This window comes from Nostocoides australiense Ben110 (genome assembly GCF_001050535.1).
Lineage (GTDB): Bacteria > Actinomycetota > Actinomycetes > Actinomycetales > Dermatophilaceae > Nostocoides_A > Nostocoides_A australiense.
Window position 1 is genome coordinate 1,261,207 of sequence record NZ_HG764815.1, and the last position, 20,158, is coordinate 1,281,364.

At 68.9% G+C, this 20,158-nt stretch carries 22 protein-coding genes; 11 read left to right on the top strand and 11 right to left on the bottom strand.

What is annotated here, in order from left to right; genetic code table 11:
- A partial coding sequence (locus tag BN11_RS06065) for an IS5 family transposase (RefSeq protein WP_048700911.1) occupies positions 1-627 on the bottom strand: 627 nt, incomplete at its 3' end.
- Between the two features lie 159 nt (positions 628-786).
- Positions 787-1,368 (bottom strand): SRPBCC family protein, encoded by a 582-nt coding sequence (locus BN11_RS06070; protein WP_048695789.1) that lies wholly within the window; start codon positions 1,366-1,368, stop codon positions 787-789.
- 278 nt (positions 1,369-1,646) lie between these two features.
- Here BN11_RS06070 and BN11_RS06075 point away from each other — a divergent pair, with 278 nt between their 5' ends.
- From BN11_RS06075 to BN11_RS06095, 6 genes are all read left to right on the top strand, one after another.
- The gene (locus tag BN11_RS06075; RefSeq protein ID WP_048695792.1) at positions 1,647-2,486 is read left to right on the top strand and encodes a fumarylacetoacetate hydrolase family protein; all 840 of its coding nucleotides are present in this window, start codon (positions 1,647-1,649) and stop codon (positions 2,484-2,486) included.
- Positions 2,487-2,488: 2 nt separating this feature from the next.
- Entirely contained in the window at positions 2,489-2,644 is a 156-nt protein-coding gene (locus BN11_RS25070; RefSeq protein ID WP_235435382.1) for a hypothetical protein, read from the top strand.
- A 79-nt stretch (positions 2,645-2,723) separates the two neighbouring features.
- Complete coding sequence (locus tag BN11_RS06080; protein WP_235435383.1) at positions 2,724-3,407, top strand: VOC family protein; 684 nt, start codon at positions 2,724-2,726, stop codon at positions 3,405-3,407.
- Positions 3,408-3,417: 10 nt separating this feature from the next.
- Positions 3,418-5,070 carry a bifunctional 3-(3-hydroxy-phenyl)propionate/3-hydroxycinnamic acid hydroxylase MhpA gene (gene mhpA, locus BN11_RS06085; protein WP_053084020.1) on the top strand — a complete coding sequence of 551 codons (1,653 nt, stop codon included), beginning with the start codon at positions 3,418-3,420 and terminating at the stop codon, positions 5,068-5,070.
- A 14-nt stretch (positions 5,071-5,084) separates the two neighbouring features.
- Positions 5,085-5,750 carry a GntR family transcriptional regulator gene (locus BN11_RS06090; protein WP_201329233.1) on the top strand — a complete coding sequence of 222 codons (666 nt, stop codon included), beginning with the start codon at positions 5,085-5,087 and terminating at the stop codon, positions 5,748-5,750.
- Positions 5,751-5,882: 132 nt separating this feature from the next.
- The gene (locus BN11_RS06095) at positions 5,883-7,760 is read left to right on the top strand and encodes an acetoacetate--CoA ligase (protein WP_201329234.1); all 1,878 of its coding nucleotides are present in this window, start codon (positions 5,883-5,885) and stop codon (positions 7,758-7,760) included.
- 67 nt (positions 7,761-7,827) lie between these two features.
- On the opposite strand, the gene BN11_RS06100 is transcribed toward BN11_RS06095, so the two are convergent.
- On the bottom strand, positions 7,828-8,850 hold the full coding sequence (locus BN11_RS06100) for a hypothetical protein (RefSeq protein ID WP_048695798.1): 1,023 nt from the start codon (positions 8,848-8,850) through the stop codon (positions 7,828-7,830).
- Between the two features lie 188 nt (positions 8,851-9,038).
- Here BN11_RS06100 and BN11_RS06105 point away from each other — a divergent pair, with 188 nt between their 5' ends.
- The 4 genes from BN11_RS06105 (at position 9,039) to BN11_RS06120 (ending at position 12,724) form a co-directional block, all read left to right on the top strand.
- Positions 9,039-9,416, top strand: a complete 378-nt coding sequence (locus tag BN11_RS06105) for a YciI family protein (protein WP_048695800.1) — start codon at positions 9,039-9,041, stop codon at positions 9,414-9,416.
- A 5-nt stretch (positions 9,417-9,421) separates the two neighbouring features.
- The gene (locus tag BN11_RS06110; RefSeq protein ID WP_048700915.1) at positions 9,422-9,808 is read left to right on the top strand and encodes a YciI family protein; all 387 of its coding nucleotides are present in this window, start codon (positions 9,422-9,424) and stop codon (positions 9,806-9,808) included.
- The gene (locus tag BN11_RS06115; protein WP_048695804.1) at positions 9,805-11,049 is read left to right on the top strand and encodes an RNA polymerase sigma factor; all 1,245 of its coding nucleotides are present in this window, start codon (positions 9,805-9,807) and stop codon (positions 11,047-11,049) included. Before BN11_RS06110 ends, BN11_RS06115 begins: the two co-directional genes overlap by 4 nt.
- Positions 11,050-11,296: 247 nt before the next feature.
- On the top strand, positions 11,297-12,724 hold the full coding sequence (locus BN11_RS06120) for a hypothetical protein (RefSeq protein WP_157044003.1): 1,428 nt from the start codon (positions 11,297-11,299) through the stop codon (positions 12,722-12,724).
- 110 nt (positions 12,725-12,834) lie between these two features.
- Here BN11_RS06120 and BN11_RS06125 read toward each other — a convergent pair whose 3' ends face one another.
- The 4 genes from BN11_RS06125 to BN11_RS06140 all read right to left on the bottom strand — a co-directional run bounded on the left by BN11_RS06125 (position 12,835) and on the right by BN11_RS06140 (position 15,419).
- Positions 12,835-13,095: a hypothetical protein gene (locus BN11_RS06125; protein ID WP_048695809.1), complete on the bottom strand. Its 261-nt coding sequence runs from the start codon at positions 13,093-13,095 to the stop codon at positions 12,835-12,837.
- A gap of 409 nt (positions 13,096-13,504) precedes the next feature.
- Positions 13,505-13,987 (bottom strand): SRPBCC family protein, encoded by a 483-nt coding sequence (locus BN11_RS06130; protein ID WP_048695812.1) that lies wholly within the window; start codon positions 13,985-13,987, stop codon positions 13,505-13,507.
- Complete coding sequence (locus BN11_RS06135) at positions 13,984-14,343, bottom strand: ArsR/SmtB family transcription factor (RefSeq protein ID WP_048695815.1); 360 nt, start codon at positions 14,341-14,343, stop codon at positions 13,984-13,986. The genes BN11_RS06130 and BN11_RS06135 overlap by 4 nt, the downstream gene beginning before the upstream one ends.
- 77 nt (positions 14,344-14,420) lie before the next feature.
- Positions 14,421-15,419: a hypothetical protein gene (locus tag BN11_RS06140; RefSeq protein ID WP_157044004.1), complete on the bottom strand. Its 999-nt coding sequence runs from the start codon at positions 15,417-15,419 to the stop codon at positions 14,421-14,423.
- 122 nt (positions 15,420-15,541) lie between these two features.
- Between BN11_RS06140 and BN11_RS06145 the strand changes: the two genes are divergently transcribed.
- A complete protein-coding gene (locus BN11_RS06145; RefSeq protein WP_048695820.1) occupies positions 15,542-16,354 on the top strand; it encodes a hypothetical protein in 813 nt (270 codons plus the stop codon).
- A gap of 45 nt (positions 16,355-16,399) precedes the next feature.
- Here the strand turns inward: BN11_RS06145 and BN11_RS06150 are convergent, their stop codons facing one another.
- The 4 genes from BN11_RS06150 to BN11_RS06165 all read right to left on the bottom strand — a co-directional run.
- Complete coding sequence (locus BN11_RS06150) at positions 16,400-17,227, bottom strand: aldo/keto reductase (RefSeq protein ID WP_048695823.1); 828 nt, start codon at positions 17,225-17,227, stop codon at positions 16,400-16,402.
- A gap of 573 nt (positions 17,228-17,800) precedes the next feature.
- On the bottom strand, positions 17,801-18,742 hold the full coding sequence (locus BN11_RS25575) for a DUF2207 domain-containing protein (RefSeq protein ID WP_048695825.1): 942 nt from the start codon (positions 18,740-18,742) through the stop codon (positions 17,801-17,803).
- A 16-nt stretch (positions 18,743-18,758) separates the two neighbouring features.
- Positions 18,759-19,619 (bottom strand): DUF2207 domain-containing protein, encoded by an 861-nt coding sequence (locus tag BN11_RS25580; protein ID WP_048695828.1) that lies wholly within the window; start codon positions 19,617-19,619, stop codon positions 18,759-18,761.
- Between the two features lie 170 nt (positions 19,620-19,789).
- On the bottom strand, positions 19,790-20,158 hold a 369-nt coding region (locus BN11_RS06165), incomplete at its 5' end, for a M20/M25/M40 family metallo-hydrolase (protein WP_048695831.1).

Below are 20,158 nucleotides of genomic sequence, written 5' to 3' on the forward strand. Positions count from 1 at the left end.
GTCCAGGTCGTGCACGTTCGCGGCGGTCGCGGTGACCGAGTGGACGTACCCGGTGCCCGCGTCGGCGCCGATGTGGGCCTTCATGCCGAAGTACCACTGGTTGCCCTTCTTGGTCTGGTGCATCTCCGGATCCCGGGTACCGGTGGCGTTCTTCGTCGAGGATGGCGCGGCGATGATCGTGGCATCCACAATCGAACCGCCCCGCATGATCCACCCCCGCTCCTCGAAGACCTCGTTCTGCGCCGCAAACAACTTCTCCCCCAGGTGGTGCTCCTCCAACAGGTGGCGGAAGTGGAGCAGGGTGGTCGCATCGGGGACCTGCTCGACAGCGAAATCCAGGCCCATGAACTTCCGCATCGCATAGGAGTCGTAGATCGCCTCCTCCACGCCCTCATCGGAGAGGTTGAACCACACCTGCAGCAGATACATCCTCAGCATCGTGCCGATCGGCGTGGCCTTACGGCCCCGCTTACCAGGCCTGTCCTGGAAGTAGTGGGGCTCGATCAACCCCACCCACCGACCCCACGGGATCGTGGCGTCCATCTGCTCCAAGAACTTCTCCCGGCGCGAAACCCGCCGCCGGTTGCCGTACTCGACGTCGGTGAAGGAGAGCTGCTCACTGTCCACGACCCCATCATTTCCCGACCCGCCCGGCCGAGCCAGCCAACAGGCCGCACAGTCCTAAAGATCAGCGCTTCCCTAGCGACATGGGAGCGTCGCTGACTCTCACGTGAGGATCGTCGACCTTCGTCCAGCCAACCGGCGGATCCGGCACGCTGGGCGCGATCACGGACGGATGCCGCGCAGCATGCCCTCGGCCATGATCGTGCTGAGCCGGACGCCCAGGTTGGTCATGACACGAGCTGGTCTCGTGCGCGCTCGGAACCGCTCCCTGGTCAGCAGGCGACACCCCGCCGCCGTCGGGATGACCGTGAAGGTCCACGAGAAGTCGTAGCCGGGGTCGGCCACCGGTTCCCCGTTCCGGTCGACGGCGCCGTCGCCCGTCAGGGTCAGGGTCCGACCGGGTTCGACAACCGCGACCCGCAGTCCCAGGTCAGGATGCAGACGCACGATGTCCCCGACCGCGACGTCTTGCCACTGGGGGTTGATGCGATCGGCATTGACCATCCGGCATCCGACCAGGTTCTCGAGCCAGGCATAGGTATAGAAGCCCCCGCGCTCCTGCCCTAGCTGGGCCACCCACGGCCACACCGCCGCCGGCGGCGCAGCGATGTCGATGCCCCGGGTCGCCACGATCGTGGGCCGGTCGACCAACTCGTCACCGGGAAGGAGCGAGTTCGTCTCGTCCGTCGTGGCGCGCAGCAGCGCGAGACGGCGCGCCGCCGCGGCAGTGACCGCCGCCGACACTCCGGCGGCGGGTATCCAGAGCCACCGGCCGGTTCGACGCCCTCACGGATCTGACCGCAAAACCCCAGGGTATGACGCCAGCCCCGTTCCGCCGCGACCGGGAGGCGTAGCCCCAGAGTCGAAAGCGCGCGACACGTCCGCTACGGGGACCGGCAACCCGCACCAGAAATCGATCTCCATTCGATAATCGATTTTCTCTTGTCAAGTCGATCGACTTCTGCTTCCATGGATGCAGGCGCCTCGACGGAGAGGCGCACCACGCGGAAACGGAGACAAGCATGCGGATGGCGAATGTCGGGGGACGAGCGGCGATCAGCACCGGCGGTGCCTGGATCGATCTCGAGGCGGCGAGCGAGGGACGGTTCTCGGCGGACCCGCAGGCGGCATACGGCCAGGTGGCCGACATCCGCGACTGGGTGGGCGACGCGCTCCCCGCCGACGCCCCGGAGGCGACCGGCGAGCTCGGGGTCCCGGTGCCCATGCCCCGGCAACTGATCGCGATCGGGCTCAACTATCGCGAGCACGCCATCGAATCCAACCTCGCCATCCCGGAGCACCCGGTCGTCTTCACAAAATTCCAGTCCTCGCTCGTCGGCCCCGGCGCGACGGTCACCCTGCCCAGCGACGGCGTCGACTGGGAGGTCGAGCTGGTCGTGGTGATCGGCAAGGAGGGGCACCAGATCCCGGCAGCGCAGGCCTGGGACCACGTCGCGGGCCTGACCGTCGGCCAAGACTTGTCGTGGCGTGAGGTGCAGGGGCGCGGGCCGGCGCCGCAGTTCGCGATGGGCAAGTCCTATCCCGGGTTCAGCCCGCTCGGGCCGTACGTCGTCACGGTCGACGAGTTCGCCGACAAGGACGACCTGGCCATCTCCTGCGCCCTTGACGGCGAGGTGCTGCAGGAGGGCCGCACCAGCGACCTGATCTTCCCCGTCGCCGACCTGATCGCCCGCCTGTCCGAGGCGCTCACGCTCTATCCCGGCGACCTCATCTACACCGGCACCCCGAAGGGCGTCGGGATGGGACGCGAACCGAAGCGGTTCCTCGTGCCCGGCGAACTGGTCAGCTCGATCGAGGGCATCGGCGACCTGTCCATCACCCTGGTCGGCAAGGCGGATTGACCATGTCCTTGCACCGGCTCGCGTCCTTCACCTATCAGGTCCCCAATGTCGCCGAGACCAGCGCCTACTACCAAGACTTCGGCCTGACCGACAACGGCGACGGCAGCTTCGCGACCGTGGACGGCGGTCGCCAGCTCTACCTCGAGCAGGGCCCCTAACGGCGGATCAGCGGCATCAAGCTGGGCGTCGACGATCCCGACGATCTGGACCGGGTCGCCGCCCGACTGCGCTCTGCACGTGGAGGTCCACAGCGACGGACAGACGCTGGTGGCTTGCGAGCCGATCATGAAGATGAAGGTCCAGCTCACCGTCGAGCAGCGCGTCGCGCAGCCCGAGATCGCCCCGGTGGCGGTCAACGGCACCGGCCGCGTCGAGCGGGTCAACCAGCGCGCCGCCGGCGTCCAGCGCACCGAGCGGGTCCGCCCGCGACGCCTCGGTCACATCGCCCTGATCTCCGGTGAATCCGGGAGCAGCCTGAAGTTCTTCACCGACGGCCTCGGGTTCAAGGTCACCGACTACGCCGAGAACAAGGCCAACGCCTTCATGCGCTGTTCGGCCGACCACCACAATGTGGCGATCTTCGGCGGGCCGGCCAGCTTCCCGCACCACAGCTCGTGGCAGGTCGAGGACATCGACGAGATCGGCCGCGGCGCCGAGGACCTGCTCACCGCCAAGCCGGAGCGGCAGGGGTGGGGCTTCGGCCGTCACTACACCGGGTCGAACTTCTTCTGGTATCTGCGCGATCCCGCCGGCACCTTCAGCGAGTACTACGCCGACATGGACCAGATCACCGACGATGACCTGTGGACGCCGGAGGTCTGCGAAGGCAAGAGCGGCCTCTACAACTGGGGTCCGGCCCTGCCGGCCGACTTCATGGCACCCGCCGATGTCGCCGAAATCATTGCCGCACAAAGCGAATGAGGGCGCTGCCATGACCGAGACCTATGACGTCGTCATCGTCGGCTACGGCCCGGTCGGCCAGATGCTCGCGCTCAAGCTGGGCCAGGCCGGGCACTCCGTGGTCTGCGTGGAACGCTGGAAGGATCCCTACGGGCTGCCCCGCGCCGTGCATTTCGACCACGAGATCGCCCGCGTCTTCAAGTCCGTGGGCCTGGACTCGCGCACCAACCCGATCATCGACGAATACGACGACACCTATCGCTGGGTCAACGCGGACAAGGAGATCCTGCTCGACCTGCCGTGGCGGGGCATCGGCCCGTCCGGCTGGCAGACGGCGAACTTCTTCTCGCAGCCGCAGCTTGAGGCCGAACTCGACTCGTATGTCAGGGATTTCGCCACTATCGACGTCATCCGCGGCTGGGAGGTGCAGGAGCTCGACGAGGACGCCGACGGCGTGACGGTGACCGCCCGCGCGATGCGTCCGGAGGACGCCGGGGCGGTGTCCACTCGCACGTTCCGAGGGCAGTATGTGGTGGGGTGCTACGGCGCGAACAGTTTCGTGCGCCGGTGGCTGAAGGCCGAGATGCACGACCGCGGGTTCGCGTTCGACTGGCTGATCGTCGACATGATCTCCGACGAGCCGATGACCTTCGAACCGCCGGCGTGGCAGTGGTGCAACCCCACCGCCCCGACGACCATCGTGCCGGGCGGTCCCGGCCGTCGACGGTGGGAGTTCATGCGGCTCCCGGACGAGACCATCGAGCAACTCATCACCACCGAGACCGCGTGGAAGCGGATGGAGCCGTGGCGGCTCACGCCCGACAACTCCGTGCTCGAGCGGCACGCGGTCTATACGTTCCGGGCGATGTGGGCAGAGCCGGAGCAGTGGCGCAAAGGCCGAGTGCTCATCGCCGGCGACGCCGCCCACCTGACGCCGCCGTTCGCGGGGCAGGGCATGTGCGCCGGGATCCGCGACGCGCAGAACCTGTCGTGGAAGCTGCATGCCGTGCTGGCCGGCCGCTCCCCCGACACCCTGCTGGACAGCTACGGCCCGGAGCGCAGCAACAACATGCAGTACTGGATCAACTTCGCCGTCGGTCTCGGCGAGGTCATCTGTGTCCAGGACGCCGAGGCCGCGGCCCAGCGGGACGCCGCCATGAAGGCGGCCATCGCGGACCCGAGCCTCGCGCCGCCGCCCCCAACACCGCCGACGCTGACCGCCGGAGTCATCGGCTCGCACCCGCTCGCCGGGCACCTCTCCCACCAATACCGGGTGCAGCGCGGCGACACCACCGACTACTTCGACCACGTCGCCGGCTACGGGTGGGCGGTCGTCAGCCGGGCCGGCGCCCCGGCCCACGAGCTCACCCCGCAGACCCTGGCCTGGGCGCAGGCGAACGGGGTGATCCTGGCCGCGGTCGGCGGCGAGGGCGCGGATCTGGTCGACGCCGACGGCGGCTATGCCGCGTGGTTCGACGAGATCGACGCGGACTTCGTCGTGCTGCGGCCGGACTTCTATATCTATGACGCCGGTCGCGCCGGGAGCCTTGAACCGGTGCTGGGCACCCTGCGACGGGTTCTCGATGGTGGCGTCGCCCCGGGTGGCAGCGCGGATGCTGGCGTCGCGGATGGAGGTCTCGCGGATGGCGGCGTCGTGAATGGCGGGGCGCTGGTCGCCGGATGACTAGCATCGCGACGGTGAGCAGCCGCGCCAAGACCCGCGTCCTCGAGGTCCATTCCGAGATCCGCAGCGCAATCCTGGCGGGGCGGCTCGCTCCCGGGGAGAGGTTGAGTCCCGGCGCCATCGCGCAGGATTTCGGGGTGAGCCTCGGCGTGGTCCGCGAGGCCTTGACGCGCCTGGGTGAGCAGGGGCTGGTCGTGTCCCAGCCGCAGCAGGGGTTCCAGGTCATCCCGCTCTCGCGCGAGGACCTGCTCGACCTGACCTCGACCCGGCTCGACATCGAGACGCTGGCCCTGCGCCGCAGCGTCCAGCGCGGCGACGTCGAGTGGCGCGCCCAACTGATGGCGGCGCAATACCGCCTGAGCAACACTCCGCAACACCTCCCCGACGACCCGTCGGCGCTGAGCGAGGACTGGGCGCGCGCCCACCAGGAGTTCCACCACCTGCTCCTGGCCGCGTGCGGCAGCAAGCGACTGCTCGACATCGCGGAGAACCTGCGCGACTCGGCCGAGGTCTACCGGCGGTGGTCCAGCCCGATGCCGGGGCCCCCCACCCGCGACATCGCCGGTGAGCACCGCGCGATCGTCGCGGCGGTCGAGGCGGGCGATGAGGACCTGGCCGTCCAGGCGCTGGCGAGCCACATCGCCCATACGACCGACGTCCTCCTCCAAGGCGCCGTCTGACGACGAGGCGGGGCGGCGGCATACCCGCCGCTGTGCGCCAAACTCACTGAAGGAGAACGGAAATGACCGCGGATCAGCAGACCTGGGCCCCGTCACCGGAGGCGATCGAACGCAGCGCGCTCGCGGGGCTTCGTGCGCTGGCTGCGCACCGAGCGCGGGCTCGACTTCGGCACCTACGCGCAGCTGTGGTCCTGGTCCACGGCGGACCCGGACGCGTTCTGGCAGGCGATCGCGGACTTCTTCGACGTGCCCTTCCACGACCGCGCCGACCGGGCACTCGCCGAGGAGCGGATGCCGGGGGCGGTGTGGTTCCCCGGGGCCACCCTCAACTACGCCGAGTGTGCGCTGCGGCGCACGGGCGACGGCACGGCGGTCGTCGCGCTCAGCGAGAGCGGGCGTGCGGAGCTCACGTGGGACGAGTTGCGGGAGCAGGTCGGCTCGGTCGCGGCGTGGATGCGCGCGCAGGGCGTCAACCCCGGGGACCGAGTCGTGGGCTATGTGCCGCACATCGCGCCCGCAGTGGTGTGCTTCCTGGCCGCCGCGTCGCTCGGGGCGATCTGGTCGATGTGCTCGCAGGAGTTCTCAGCGCAGGGGGCCGCCGACCGGCTGGCCCAGCTCGAACCGGTGCTGTTGGTGACCGCCGACGGCTACGACTACAACGGCTCGACGCACCGGCGTGACGCCGAGGTCGCGCAGCTGCTCGACCTGCTGCCGTCCGTGACGGCGACGTTGTGGGTCACCAACCTGGGCGGTCCGGCGGGGGCGGGGGCGACGGCATACGACGCGGTGATCGCCGAGCCGCACCCGCTCGAGCCGACGCCGGTGCCCTTCGACCACCCGCTGTGGGTGCTGTATTCGAGCGGCACGACGGGACGGCCCAAGGGCATCGTCCACGGGCACGGCGGGATCGTGCTCGAACACCTGAAAATGCTTGGGCTGCATATGGATATCGGCGCCGGCTCCCGCTTCTTCTGGTTCACGACGACGAGCTGGATGATGTGGAACATGCAGGTGTCGGGGCTGCTGCTCGGCGCGACGATCGTGCTGTATGACGGCAGCCCCGGCTGGCCGAGCCCCGACGCGTTGTGGGACCTCGCGGCGCGGGAGGAGCTGACCTTCTTGGGGACGAGCGCGGCATACCTCATCGCGACGCACAAGTCGGGGGTCCGGCCGAGTGACGGTCGCGACCTGTCCCGTCTGGAGTCGTTGGGCAGCACCGGCTCGCCGCTGCCGGAGTCGACGCACGCGTGGATCAAGGAGGCGTTGCCGCACGCGTGGGTGGGGCCGGCGAGCGGGGGGACCGATATCGCGTCGGGATTCGCGGGCGTCGTGCCGACCGAGCCGTCCCGGGCGGGCGAGATGCAAGCGCGTCAGCTGGGGGTCGCGATGGAGGCGTGGGACCCCGAGGGGCGGCCGGTGGTCGACGAGGTGGGCGAGCTGGTGGTCACCCGGCCACTGCCCTCGATGCCGCTGTATTTCTGGGACGACCCCGACAATGCGCGCTATCTCGACGCGTACTTCTCCACCTATCCCGGGGTCTGGCGGCACGGCGACTGGGTGACGGTGAGCGCTCGCGGCAGCGTCACGGTGCACGGCCGGTCAGACGCCACGATGAATCGCCTCGGGGTGCGGATGGGCAGTGCGGAGATCTACGAGGTCGTCGACCAGGTGGCCGCGGTCCGGGATTGCCTGGTGGTGGGCGTCGAGTTGGCCGACGGCGGGTATTGGATGCCGCTGTTCGTGGTGCCCTCCGAGACCGGCGGGGGCACCTCCGAGCTGGCGGCCGAGCTGAAGCAGCTGATCCGGGCCGAGGTCTCTCCGCGGCATGTGCCGGACGAGGTCATCTTCACCTCGGCCCTGCCGCACACGATGACCGGCAAGCGGATGGAGGTGCCGGTCAAGCGGCTGCTGCAGGGTGTGCCGCTCGACCAGGCGGTCAATCCCAGTGCGGTCGACGACCCCGGGGCGCTCGATCAGTTCGTGGCCCTCGCCCGGGCGGGCCGGGGCTGAGTCGCCCCGGGTGCGGGGCGGTACGCCGTGTGCGCTCTGGCGCGTCATCGGGCACACGTGCCTGGCGTCAGTCGCGCAGTCGTGGGGGCATCAGGGCGCCGGACTGGGCCGCGACGACGGTGGGTTTGCCCGCCGGTTTGCCGGTGATCAGGACGGTGACCGCTTGATACAACGACCCCTCCTTCGCCTGCGTGGACGGGAGGCGATAGAGCTTGCGGATCTCGTCCTTGTAGGTCAGCATGCCGCCGTTCGGGTCGGTGACGACCTGGTGCCGCTCGATGACGCCGATGGCGACGACTTCCGAGCCTGCGCGCCACACGCTGACCGACCCACCTGGGGCGGTCGGGTCGTCGGTCTTCTTGCCGAACAGGGCGGCCGTCGTGCGCACCTTGAATCCCGAATCCTTCTCGCTCTTGTGGATATTCGTGAGCAAGGTGCCCGGCGTGAAGCCCTTGGCCCGCCCGGTCTCGAGATAGTCAGCGATGGCATCGACGGCCTTGCGCGCCCAGGCCCGGTCGGCGTCGCTGGGTTCGGCGGCGCCGGGGTCGGGGGCTTCGGGGAGGCGGTCCATCGCGACGGGCACCGACGCCGCAACCCGCCAGTCGGCGTCGGGACTGGTGCGGCGCAGCCACACGGCGGCCGAGGCGGCGGCGCTCTGTCCCCCCCAGCCGATCGATCCCCGGCCGACGCTCAACGCCGACTCGGCCCCGGAACCCGGCGCGCCAGCATACAGCACCTCGGGGGCGAAGCGGATCGTGCCCGGCTTGTCGGTGTCCTTGACGGCCTGCTTGTACAGGCTGGCGAAGGTGAACACGGACAGGCTCGGCTCGGCGAAGACCTCCGCGAGCGCCGACCGGTCGTACTTCTTCCCGTAGGCCGCGGCGTACGCCGACTTGAGGTGCTTCGGCGCCGCCTTCCAGAACGTGGCGGCCTCCTTGGTCGTCATGGCGGCGGTCCGGGCGGGCGCGGAGGTGGTGGGCGCGCTCGACGCGGACGAGGTAGTGGCGGAGGTGGCCGGCGGATCGCTCTCGCACGCCGCCAGCGGGAGCAGGAGGAGGGTCAGGGCAACGGGGACTGGGGTGCGCGGCATACGACGAGCCTCCCCCGGGATCGCGATGCTGTCGCGGCGAGCGCGACCGGGCTGTGGATAAGTCCCGCTGCCGAAATTCGTGCGGATGTGGTGTCGTATGGCGTCAGGTGCGTTCGTCGTATGGGTGAGCGGCCGGCCGGGCCGCGACCGACGAGCGGGCGATGGCCCGCCAGAGAGGAGAACCAGGGATGGCGCAGTATCTGATTGCCTTCAACGACGAGTGGGTGCCACCGCATACGCCCGAGCAGATCCGGGCCAAGGGGGTGGCCAGCTGGGCGGTGATCGACGAGATGCGCGAGGCCGGGGTGTTCGTCTACGGCAACGGCGCCCTCGACGCCTCCACCGTGGTGTGCAACGTCGAATCCCGTGACGGGGAGCCGGTTTTCACCGATGGGCCGTATGCGGAGACCAAGGAACACCTCGGCGGGTTCACCGTCGTGGACGTCCCCGACGACGCGGCCGCGCGCTACTGGGCGGGCCGGCTCGCGGTCGCCCTGGAGTGGCCGCAGGAAGTGCACCGATTCCCCACCATGGACCGGCCCCGACCCGACGACCCGAGGAAGTGACCACCATGCCCCGATACCTGCTGTCCGTCTTCGGTCCGGCCGCGCGCACGGACTACGGCCCCTACCCCTCCAAGGAGGACATGCTCCAGGCGTTCGCCGACACCGGCGCCTTCAACGACCGGCTGCAACGCGAGGGCTACTTCGTCTTCGCCGACGGGCTCGAGCCGGCCACGACCGCCACCACGGTCGACGGGCAGGGCGAGTCCCCGGTCCTGACCGACGGGCCCTATCTGGAGACCAAGGAACACATCGGCGGGTTCTGGGTGATCGAGGCCCCCGACCTCGACGTCGCCCTGGCCCTCGCCGCCGACGGCTCGAAAGCGTGCCGCGGCGTCATCGAGGTGCGACCCTTCCAGACCGCGGAATCCGTTGCAGCACTGCTGGATTCGTGACTCCTCCCGACGTCGATGCGTCGCTCGTCCGCGCCCACCACGAGGAGTGGGCGCGGATCGTCGCGGGGCTGGCGCGCCGGTATGGCGATCTCGACCTCGCCGAGGACGCGACGGCCGAGGCGTTCGCCGTGGCGGTGCAGCGGTGGCCGGACGACGGCATACCGCCCAATCCCGGAGGCTGGCTCATGACGACCGCCAACCGCAAGGCGCTCGACCGGCTGCGGCGGGAGAGCCAGCGCGACGTGAAACACCTTGCGGCGCAACATCTTGTCGATGACGCGCCCCCGGAGCCGGTCGGCCCGGTCGAGGACGACCGGCTCCGCCTGATCTTCGTATGCTGTCACCCCGCCTTGTCGATGCAGGCGCGCGTCGCGCTCACCCTCCGCCTGCTCGGCGGGTTGACGGTGGCCGAGATCGCTCACGCTTTCCTGGTGCCGGAAACCACTCTGGCACAACGGATCACGCGCGCGAAGGGCAAGATCAAGGCCGCGAGCATTCCGTATGCGGTGCCCGCCGCCACCGATGTCGCCGAGCGGCTCACGGGGGTCCTGGCGGTCGTCTATCTCGTGTTCAACGAGGGCTATCTCGCGAGCGGCGGCGACGAGGCGGTGCGGACTCCGTTGTGCGACGAGGCGATTCGGCTGGGACGGCTGCTCCACGAACTGTTGCCCGACGACGGCGAGGTCACCGGCCTGCTCGCGCTGATGCTGCTGACCGACGCCCGCCGCAACGCACGCGTCTCCCGCACGGGCGAACTGATCACCCTCGACGAGCAGGACCGCGGCGGCTGGGACCGGGGGCTGATCGCGGAAGGACATGCGCTGGTGCGGGAGCGGTTGGCCGCCGTCGCCGCCGGCGGGCCGGCGCCCGGGCGCTACCAACTGCTCGCCGCGATCAACGCCGTCCACACCGACGCCCCCACCGCGCGCGACACTGACTGGTCCCAGATCCTCGCGCTCTATGACCGGATGGCCCTGATCGACCCCTCCCCGATCGTGCGGCTCAACCGCGCCGTGGCGGTGACCGAACTCGACGGCCCCCTCGTCGGTCTCGCCGAGATCGACCGGCTCACCGACGCCCTCGACGGCTATCACGCGTTCCACGCCGCCCGGGCCGACGTGCTGCGCCGGCTCGGTCGCAGCGGCGACGCCCGCGCGGCATACGACCGGGCGATAGCCTTCGCCGGCAACCCCGCCGAGCGCGCCTACCTCACCCGCCGTCGCGACCAACTCGCCCTCTGACGGCCCATCCCTTCATGCATTCGAAAAAATCCCCGTCGGGTCCGTGGCCGTCCGTGCGTTCAGGTGAGTTCAGCGCGATGGTCGTCGATGTATGACGCGTGGTCAGGCGGCCGAGCCGTTTGCGCCAGGCGCGATGTCCCGGGTACGGCCTCCGACTGCGCGGACCCCGCATGTGTCACTCTCGCCGTGATCTCACGACGCCCGAGGGGGCGGTCGACTGTCGGTGGACGATGCCAGGCTCGTTTACATGGCAGACATCGCGCTCAAGTCCCGTGGGGTCGTGGACCGCGTCAAGTACGAATTCCAGTGGTCTGGTGTGATCCGCCTGCAGGCCCGACTGGCCGACCAGGAGCTCGCCGACCGCGCCTGCCGCGTTCTCGCTCCCTTGGTTGATCATGTTGAAAGCCAAGGAAATCGCATCATCGCTATCTCGGAGGTCGACCGCGGCACATTGCGCGCGACGGGGTTGGCACGGGTGCGCGGGTGGGTGCGATTCCTGGAGAGGCACGGATTCGATCTCACCGCCATCGAGGACTCCACTGAGAGCCCTCCGGCGTCGACGCGAATGTGGTGGTCGCTGAAGAGGGAGCGGAAGCCGGGGCCGAGGCCGACACCTCGCCAGTGGATTGGCCGCGTGATGTCTCCCGGGCCACGTCCCTCGGCGAGCCTCTTTCCAACCAGGTTGATGACACCCGCGGAGGCAGAAGTTGCGACCGTCCCGAGCGGTTGGGTCTATACCAAGGAAAACGTCTGGTCACTCCTTCCCGCGGATGGCCGTGCCTACGCCGCGGCAACTCTCTGCGCATACTTCGGAGGGATCCTGCAGCTGCCCGGCGACACCCTCTTCGTCCTCGCAGCCGGTGTACTGGCAGTGTTGGGTTGGGTCTTACCGACCCAGCACGACCAGAGTCGTGGTTGGCGCCGGGGGGTCGGGATGCTGACCGTCCTGAGCGCGTTCGGGGTTGGGACGCTCATTGCCAGATCTGCCCTGGGCCCCACCAGCTGGCGCGGCCTGGGAGTCGCCGTCCTGGCTGCCATGGTGTACGTGGCCGCTGTCTTGTCCTTGATCCTGATCGTCAAGGCCTTCGCCGGAGGCCGGTGGCTGGTTGCCGCCCAGGCACTGGCCGTCCTCGTCGGACTCGCCGGCATCCAACAGGTTGGCCAAACCCTGCTTACCCGGCAGTTCCTTGCCGGAATGGGCGCACCAAGCTTCCCTCTCGCAACTGCCGGCGGAGACATCTGGGCGACCGCTCCCCGCTCAAGCCTGGGCCTAGTCGTTTTGGGATTCATCACGGCCGTTTTGCTCGCGCTGTTGCGACAGCCGTTCTCTGCCATGACGCGGTTGCTCGTCGGCCCCGTGCTGGGCGCGGTCTTCCTCGCCCCCGCCGCCCTTAGCCTTTGGTGTGGAGTATGGGCTGCGGGCGCCGCTCTACGCGCCGGTGACCTCCGGACAACCGGACACATCGCCGCACGAGTCTGCCTGGTCAACGCCGCGAACCTCGGTTGGGCAGACGCGCACCTCCCCTATGTCGTCCTGACAACGGGCAATGGCCACCTTGTCGTCGGGCCGGTGAGCGCCCAGCGCGAACGCGACCAGTTGCCTCTGATTTACACCGGTCAGGACCTGGAGATGTCTCCGCCGACTGGCGCCACGTGCCCGAAGCCGGCGGGCTAGTCAGCTCGCCCCAATCGTCTGCCTGGCGAGGGGTCCGGACCGCGTGGCGCGCGCGGCAGGCGGTCCGTGAGGACGAACCGGTCGGGCGTCTGCGCCCTCCTGAGGCGTGGTCAGGCGGCCGAACCGGTAGCCGTCGGCGCGGTGTCCCGGGTATGCCGGGTGGCCAGCAGCTCCGCCTCGCGCGCGGTGACGAATCCCGAGTCGGTGCAGCAGTCGTGACAGACCATCGCTGCACTCCCGCCGAGATGGACGACTTGGACGCGGTGCGGTGCGCACGCTTCGCCGCCGGGGTGCTGGTGGTCGCGCCGATGGGCCGCCGCCAGGGTCACACTGGCGACTGCGGCGCGGGTTTCGGTTTCCTGCTTGGTCATCACTGCCCCCTCATCGGTGCCTTTGCACCATGAGACGCCCGGGGCCCCGGTTTGGATACCGGCGATCCCAAAAATTGTGGATAAGTCGGTGTCGGCTCGGTATGCCGAGTGGCCGGAGCCGACCCAGGTCCGGCGTGCGTACGTAATGCCGGACGGCGCGCGTGCGTCGTCATCGACGACGTCTTCGTTGACCCGCGCAATCGCCAGCCTAACTCCGGGCCGGCGCAACCGTGGCATCGGCGTGTTGCGACCTCACATAAAGAGGCCACGGAGATAGATACGGGATTACCCATTGGTGGGTGGGGTGATCACCCCCCACCAATGGGTAACCGCGTCGATCGGGTAACCGCGTCGATCACCATCGGGGACCGCTCGTGTACGCCGCCCGGCGCCCCGCGCCTGGACCAGCTCAGACGGAACCGTCCGCGAGCAGGGCGTCCAGGGCGGCATACCCCTCGTTGACCCCGGTATCCATCCCCGAGGAGAGCCAGGCGTCGCGGCCTTCGAAGGAGTCCACCAGCGACTGGGCGTGCAGGCGCGTCGTCCCGTCGCCCAGGTCCTCGAAGGTCATCGTCTCGAGCGCAACGCTGTCCGGCATCCCCTCGAAGGTGAAGGTCTGCACGATCCGGTTGTCCGAGATCTCGTGGAAGCAACCGTGGAAGCCGAGTTCGGCGCCGTCGGTGCGGTCGACATACCGCCAGCTCCCGCCGCTGCGCGCGTCCCAGTAGTCGGGCTCCATGGTCCGCCTGTCCGGACCCATCCACTGGGCGACCAGCGCCGGGTCGGTGTGTGCGCGCACCAGCTGCGCCGGCGTCGCCCGGAAGTCGCGCGTGATGTGAATGACCGGCACCGTCGGGTCGGCCTCGATCTTGGCAGTCGTGTAGTCGCTCATGACGTCTTCCTCTCATCGGTGGGTATGACGTTGCCGTCCTCGTCCAGCTGGTCCAGCAGCGCGTCGAGACGCTGATAACGCTCCTCGGCCTGTCGCTGGTATCTCTCGATCCACTTCGTCATCAGGTCGAACACCTCCGCTTCAAGGTGCACCGAACGGCGTTGGGCCGCAGGGGTTTTGGTGACCAGTCCGGCCGCCTCCAAGACCTTCAGGTGCTTCGAGACCGCCTGCAGGGACATCGCATACGGCTCGGCCAACTCGCCGACGGTCGCGTCGCCGACCGCGAGCCGCGCGACGATGTCGCGACGGGTGGGCTCGGCGAGCGCCGCAAAGACGAGACTGAGCTGATCCGACATCCTAACTCCTCAACCAAGTGGTTGATTAAATCATGACCCGATGATGCCGCCTTGTCAACCCACTGGTTGATAATTGTCTACAGCAGCTGCTCCAGACGTGGACGCTCGTGCCTGGCCTTGATCCGCAACTGCGTCACGATGCGCTGCGCCGAGCGCGTGTCTTCGAGGACCCGGCTGTTGAGATCATTGATGGCGACTTGCACAGCCGACGCCACAGGCTGGTCAAAGTACCCCTCGATGGGGACATAGTCGTGACCGAGAGGGTTCCCACCCCGACTCTCGGAGACACCGGCCAACTCGACCTCATGCACGGCCTCGATGAGTTTCTCATCATCACTGACGAAGACGACCGGCCTGGGGAACTCCGGGAGGACGTCACCGGTCATGCCCACCAGACGCGTATAGAAGACGTCCCATGACGCGCCCCACAAATCACGGATACGCTCCGCGCGCGTCCGCGCGCGCTGTGTCTTGAGCAGGTTCTCTACGAGTGCTTTGCCCTTGCCGTTCCCCCCAATCAGCAGCATGCCCAGCCAGACCTCGCGGCTCGGCCGGTACCGAAAGTCGAAGTTCAACCAGAAGCGGAACTCATCGATGGAAGCCAGCGGGTCCTTCCCTGACGCGGCCAGCGTCAGTGCCTTGAGCAAGATGACGTACCCCGGCTGAACCCAGATCTCCGACAGGTCATCCACACGCCCAACGCCCCCCGGAGCCCGATCGACCAGGATCACCTGTTTGGGATCCAAGGTGCCGTCCAGGAAGTCGCTTAGCTGGGCATGCCCTTGTTCCAACATCGCGGTCGCCACCACGGCGCGCTCGGTCATGCGTGACACCACCGTGGCAGGCATGTCAGGCCGCGCCTCGGGCTCAGTGGCCGCAAACCCGGCGATGACCGCCGACTGGTCGGTCATCCGCGCTGCCAAATCGAGCAGCCGGTCTCTCATCTCCGGGCTGCCAATGAACGTTTGCCCCTCATAGAGGCTGCATAAACGGGCAGCCACATTCCAATCGAGGCAGAAGGATCGCGCCGTTGTCGCGGCAGTCTCGGGATAGAAGAGGAAGGTCTTTCGGGTCATCCGCACCTCCTGCAGCCTGGTCACCACCAACGCTTCAGTATGGTGGCTGCTCCACCAGCCGTCACTGTCGGTTGTCGGTGCCGGGTGCGAGAGTGGGCACCGGATCGATTGGAGGTGCCCGAGTGCGGTCGTATGCCGTGTGTTTCGGTATGCCGGACGGCGCGGCCCCCGAGCTGCCCGCCGGGGTGCTGGCCGACTTCCTCACCGCGTTGCAGACCCTGCTCTACCGTCTCACCCGGGAGGCGGCCGACCAGGCCGGCCTGGGTCGGGCGGTCCGGCCGGTGGAGTTGAGTAGCGGCGCGCACGTGTCGTGGAGTGAGGCGGGCACGCTCCTCGTCAAGGTCGGCGACCCCGATGCCCTGGAGATCGACCCGCTCGCCGACGCGACCGACGCCGCGTTCGCGATCGTTCTCGACGCGATCACCCTGAACACCCGGCCCCCGCACCTGACCAACCCCGTCGCCGATGCGGTCGACGGGCTCATCCGGGTGCTGCTCGACCTCGGGCGCCCCGTCGCGATCGTGCTGCCCGACGGCCAGGTGGCGACCTGCGACCCGGCCGAGATCCGTCGCGACCCCTGGCAGCAGACGCGCCTGGAGCCCGCCCGCATCGGCACCGTCACCGGGCGGTTGGAGATGGTCGACCTGCGCTCCCGGCGCTGCCGCATCCGCGATCCCTTGGGGCAGGCGTATGACGTGAGCGACCTGGGCAATCCGTCCGAGGCCGCGCGTCTGGTCGGCGAGCAGGTGGCCGTCTCGGGTGTGGTCCAAGAGGGCACCGGCACCCAGCACCACCGGATCGAGGAAGCGCACGTCATACCGCTGCCCGCGCGCCAGCCCGCCGCCCAACAGATCCTGCGCCCGGCCGCGGACCAGCTCGACCTGACTGATGACGAGTGGCGCACCTTCCTCGCCGCGCACCGCGACGATCTCTAGTCCACCACCTGCCCCGATCCGGCACAGCCGCCTCTGCCGGGGCGGCTACATCTCCTCGTGAGTGTCGGGGTCGCCGCCGAACCGGCGCCCGTCGGCGCGGGCGAGGCCGGTGATGGCGGCGAGTTCGTCGTCCGTGAGCGTGAAGCCGTAGACGTCGAGGTTCTCCCGCTGCCGCTGCGGGTTCTCCGACTTCGGCAGCGGCACCGAGCCCAGCTGCACATGCCAGCGCAGGATCGCCTGGGCGGGCGAAACCCCGTGGGCCGCAGCGGCATCGCGGACGGGCGCCTCGCCATAGGCGTTCATGCCCTTGCCCAGCGGTGACCACGCCTCGGTGATGATGCCGAGCCGCTCGTGCTCGGCCCGTAAGGCGAACTGCGGGAAGTACGGGTGCATCTCGACCTGGTTGATCGCCGGCACGACGCCGGTGACGTCGACGATCCGGGCCAGGTGGTGAGGGTGGAAGTTCGACACCCCGATGACGCGGACGAGTCCGTCGCGTTGCAGGTCGACGAGGGCGCGCCAGGCGTCGGCATACAGATCCACCGACGGGTTCGGCCAGTGGATCAGCCCCACGTCGAGCTGGTCCAGCCCGAGCCGGGACAGCGACCCGCGCACCGAGGCGACGGCACGGTCATACGCGTGATCCCGCCCCGGGATCTTGGACTGCACGACGAACTCCGCACGCTCCACCTCGCTGCGCCGGATCGCCTCTCCCACCTCCGATTCGTTCTCGTAGTTGACCGCGGTGTCGATGAGCCGATAGCCCGCCTCGATGGCCGAGCCGACCGCGCGAATGGCGTCCTCGCCCTTCAGCGGCGAGGTGCCGAAACCGATCTCCGGGATCGCCGCGCCATCACGCAAAGCTGTGTTCATGCTCCAACGCTACGGGGAGGCGGCGTCGATAGCGGCTCGGCAGCTCCGGGCATTCGATCTTGATCAACCACGTCAGCCGGCCTCGCAGAGTGTGGCGTTATCGCTGTCCTGACGCCGATAACACCCCCCCTCAAGCGAGACGCTCGTCGGGACGCCGGCTCCGGTGCTCGAACGGCTTGACCCCAGCCTCAGAACGCGTTGAGAGGGCGTTACGTGAGAGGAATCGTTCCTACGGATCGTCCACGAAAGGCTCGAACGCGCTTTCCTCTTGCTGTCTCCACGCCGCACGATCGGGAACTGCTGCATGCTCCGACGAGGCAACGAAGTCGGCACGGAAGAGAAACCGCCGAAGTCGCTCGTTGACTGACTGTGCCGCTTGACGCATCTGAGGATGGTGACACGTAGCGCTACTCGGTGCTGCCAAATTGGACGTGAGCAAGGCCATCGGCTCAGCGGCGATCCCACGGTGGGCGGTTCAGACCGTCCGCCGCGCGACGAGGGGTTCGAGCTCGGAAGCCTGGGTGAAGACCGCCGTCGCCAATCACCGATGCCGGGATCCGCCGAACCGGACGGTCACCAGGACCCGCCGCCCCCACCGCCGCCACCGCCACCGGAGGAGCCGCCGCCGCTGCTGCCGCTGGACGTGGAGCTGCTCACCGACGTGCTCAGGCTGTCGCCGAACGAGGACCCGGAGTCGAAGGAGGAGTAGAAGGCCGGGCCGGAGTACCACACCGGCGAGTCCGGGATGCGGCCCGCCTCGGCGAGCTCGCGGCATACCTTCTGCCAGCGCTCGGCGACCCCGAACGTGATCGCCCACGGCAGGAAGGCACTGAAGATGTCCTGCCCCTCCTCGAAGCGCAAGGTGCCCGCCTCCGCAGTCGAGAGGTAACGCTTGAACCCCTCCACCTGATCGGTCAGGGCGCGGCCCGTCGGTGTGCGGTAGCCGCGCAGGCGCACCGCCGCCGCGGCGCCCAGGATGCAGATGACGAGCACCAGCGGCCCCAGATAGGCCAGCGCTCCGATCTGCAACAGCACGAACGAGATCACGATGACGAAGATCATGAAGAAGGCTGCCAGGGCGCACAGGACGCCGCTCCCGCGGAAGCCGCCCTTGGCCTTCCAGCCCTGCTCCTTGGGGATCTTCGCGACGCCCGAGTTGAGTGCGGAGACCGCGGACGCGAAGCGCTTCGCCCCCTCCTTCTCGGGCCTGTCGAGCACGATCGTCGGCGCGCCCTTGAAGAGGTCCTGCGCGAACTTCGCGGCATACGGGGACGGCGCGCGGCCCAGGTCACGCGCGACCGCGACCCGCTGCATACCGCCGCTCTTCTTGAACTTGCCCGCGTCCTGGGGCGTCGCCTCGATGGTCAGCGCTCCGGCGTTCGCCAACTCGACCAGCGTGGCCGCAGCGGCCTTGCTGGCCGACGTGTCGTTGAGCAACTTCCCGCCGAGCGCCGGGGGGACGTCCGGCGGATTGAACCGCACCGGGATGGTGTCCTTGTCGATCGTGTCGATCACCGTCGGCGCGCTCGGCTCAACGATGCCCGGCGTCACGCCACCGAAGCGGCGGGGGGGGGGGCCCCCCCCGCCGCATCCCGAGGAAGGCGAGCAGCGAAAGCACCAGTGTCCCCACCGTCGCCGCGATGCTGCCGACGCCCAATCTTGCTGCGCCCCAGAACGTCTGGGCCGGCTCGAGCGTCGGGACGGCGTTGCGCACCGAGCCGGCCGGCACCTGCACCGCGATCGTCACGCCCTCCTCTTTGTCGAGTCCTTGCGCCTGCGCGACGGCGGCGCCGTCGCGGACCGCGCCGGAACACTGCTGCGTCGAGCCCGGCGGGCCCTGATAGCAGCTGACGGACGTGACGCCGGCGGGGGCGTTGACGGTGATGCGGACGTCGTCGATCGCCGCGTCCCAGCCGTTGCCGGTCGCGTTCCAATAGAGCTCGGGTATGCCGTTGATCGTGCGCAGCGCGCCGTCGACCGTGTAGCTGATGCGGTAGCCGGCGCGGCCGTCGTCGATCGTCTCGTCGGCGTCGCCGATCTTCAGCTCGGTCCACTTCGTGCGCAGCCCCTTGGAATGCGTCGACGTCGTGAAATCGGCCGACGCGTCGGGCGAGCTGACCGCTATGTCGTCGATGCCGTACAGGACGTCCTGATCGGTGTCGCCGTCGGGTTGGCGGGTGATCAGGGCCCGGTAGATCCCGTGCCGGTCCGAGCCGGCGAACTCGTAGTCGATGGTCTCGACGACGTCGACGAGGCCGTCCTCGCGGATCGAGTAGTCGATCGTGAAACTGCGGATCCGGTCGCCGTCCTCCGCGTGGGCCGGCAGCGCGAGGCCCAGCCCGGCCAGCAGGCCGATCAGGATCACCACGATCCGGTATATGCGTGCGTTCACTTCTCCCCCTCGTGCCGGTGGTCCCACGCCCAGGCGTGCTCTACTCAACCACCTCATGGACGCCTTGCCCAGCCGGGCCGTTCCCTGAGCTGCGGGCGACGTGGGCGCGTCGAGAGGGGAGCGTCGGCACGCTTTCCCGCGAAAACCGTACCGATTCTCCCCTCTCGACTTCAGATGGCGGCCAGGAAGAGAGCGAGAGCGTGGGCGGTGCGCTCCAGCTCCCTCGGTTCGACGCTCTCGTCGGTGACGTGGATGCGGCAGGCGGGTTCTTCGACGCCGAGCAACATGATCTCGGCGCCGGGATGCAGTTCGCTGAGGGCGACCGTGAGCGGGATCGAGCCGCCCTGTCCCGTGGTCACCGGATCGACCCCGAACGCCTCCCGCATCGCGGCCCGCATCGCGCCGTATGCCGGGCCATCCGTCCGCGCCGCGAATCCCCTTCCGAGCGTGAGGGGTTCGATCTCGACCCGGCCGTATGGGGTGTGCGCGCGCAAGTGGGCAATCAGGAGTCGTTGTGCCGCAGCGGGATCCATGACCGC

Coding starts and splice junctions, on each gene's coding strand:
- BN11_RS06125 (WP_048695809.1), bottom strand. CDS start 13,095: ATGACCAAGCAGGAAACCGAAACCCGCGCCGCAGTCGCCAGTGTGACC.
- mhpA (WP_053084020.1), top strand. CDS start 3,418: ATGACCGAGACCTATGACGTCGTCATCGTCGGCTACGGCCCGGTCGGC.
- BN11_RS06150 (WP_048695823.1), bottom strand. CDS start 17,227: ATGAACACAGCTTTGCGTGATGGCGCGGCGATCCCGGAGATCGGTTTC.
- BN11_RS06105 (WP_048695800.1), top strand. CDS start 9,039: ATGGCGCAGTATCTGATTGCCTTCAACGACGAGTGGGTGCCACCGCAT.
- BN11_RS06075 (WP_048695792.1), top strand. CDS start 1,647: ATGCGGATGGCGAATGTCGGGGGACGAGCGGCGATCAGCACCGGCGGT.
- BN11_RS06100 (WP_048695798.1), bottom strand. CDS start 8,850: ATGCCGCGCACCCCAGTCCCCGTTGCCCTGACCCTCCTCCTGCTCCCG.
- BN11_RS06120 (WP_157044003.1), top strand. CDS start 11,297: ATGGCAGACATCGCGCTCAAGTCCCGTGGGGTCGTGGACCGCGTCAAG.
- BN11_RS06140 (WP_157044004.1), bottom strand. CDS start 15,419: ATGACCCGAAAGACCTTCCTCTTCTATCCCGAGACTGCCGCGACAACG.
- BN11_RS06130 (WP_048695812.1), bottom strand. CDS start 13,987: ATGAGCGACTACACGACTGCCAAGATCGAGGCCGACCCGACGGTGCCG.
- BN11_RS25070 (WP_235435382.1), top strand. CDS start 2,489: ATGTCCTTGCACCGGCTCGCGTCCTTCACCTATCAGGTCCCCAATGTC.
- BN11_RS06135 (WP_048695815.1), bottom strand. CDS start 14,343: ATGTCGGATCAGCTCAGTCTCGTCTTTGCGGCGCTCGCCGAGCCCACC.
- BN11_RS06110 (WP_048700915.1), top strand. CDS start 9,422: ATGCCCCGATACCTGCTGTCCGTCTTCGGTCCGGCCGCGCGCACGGAC.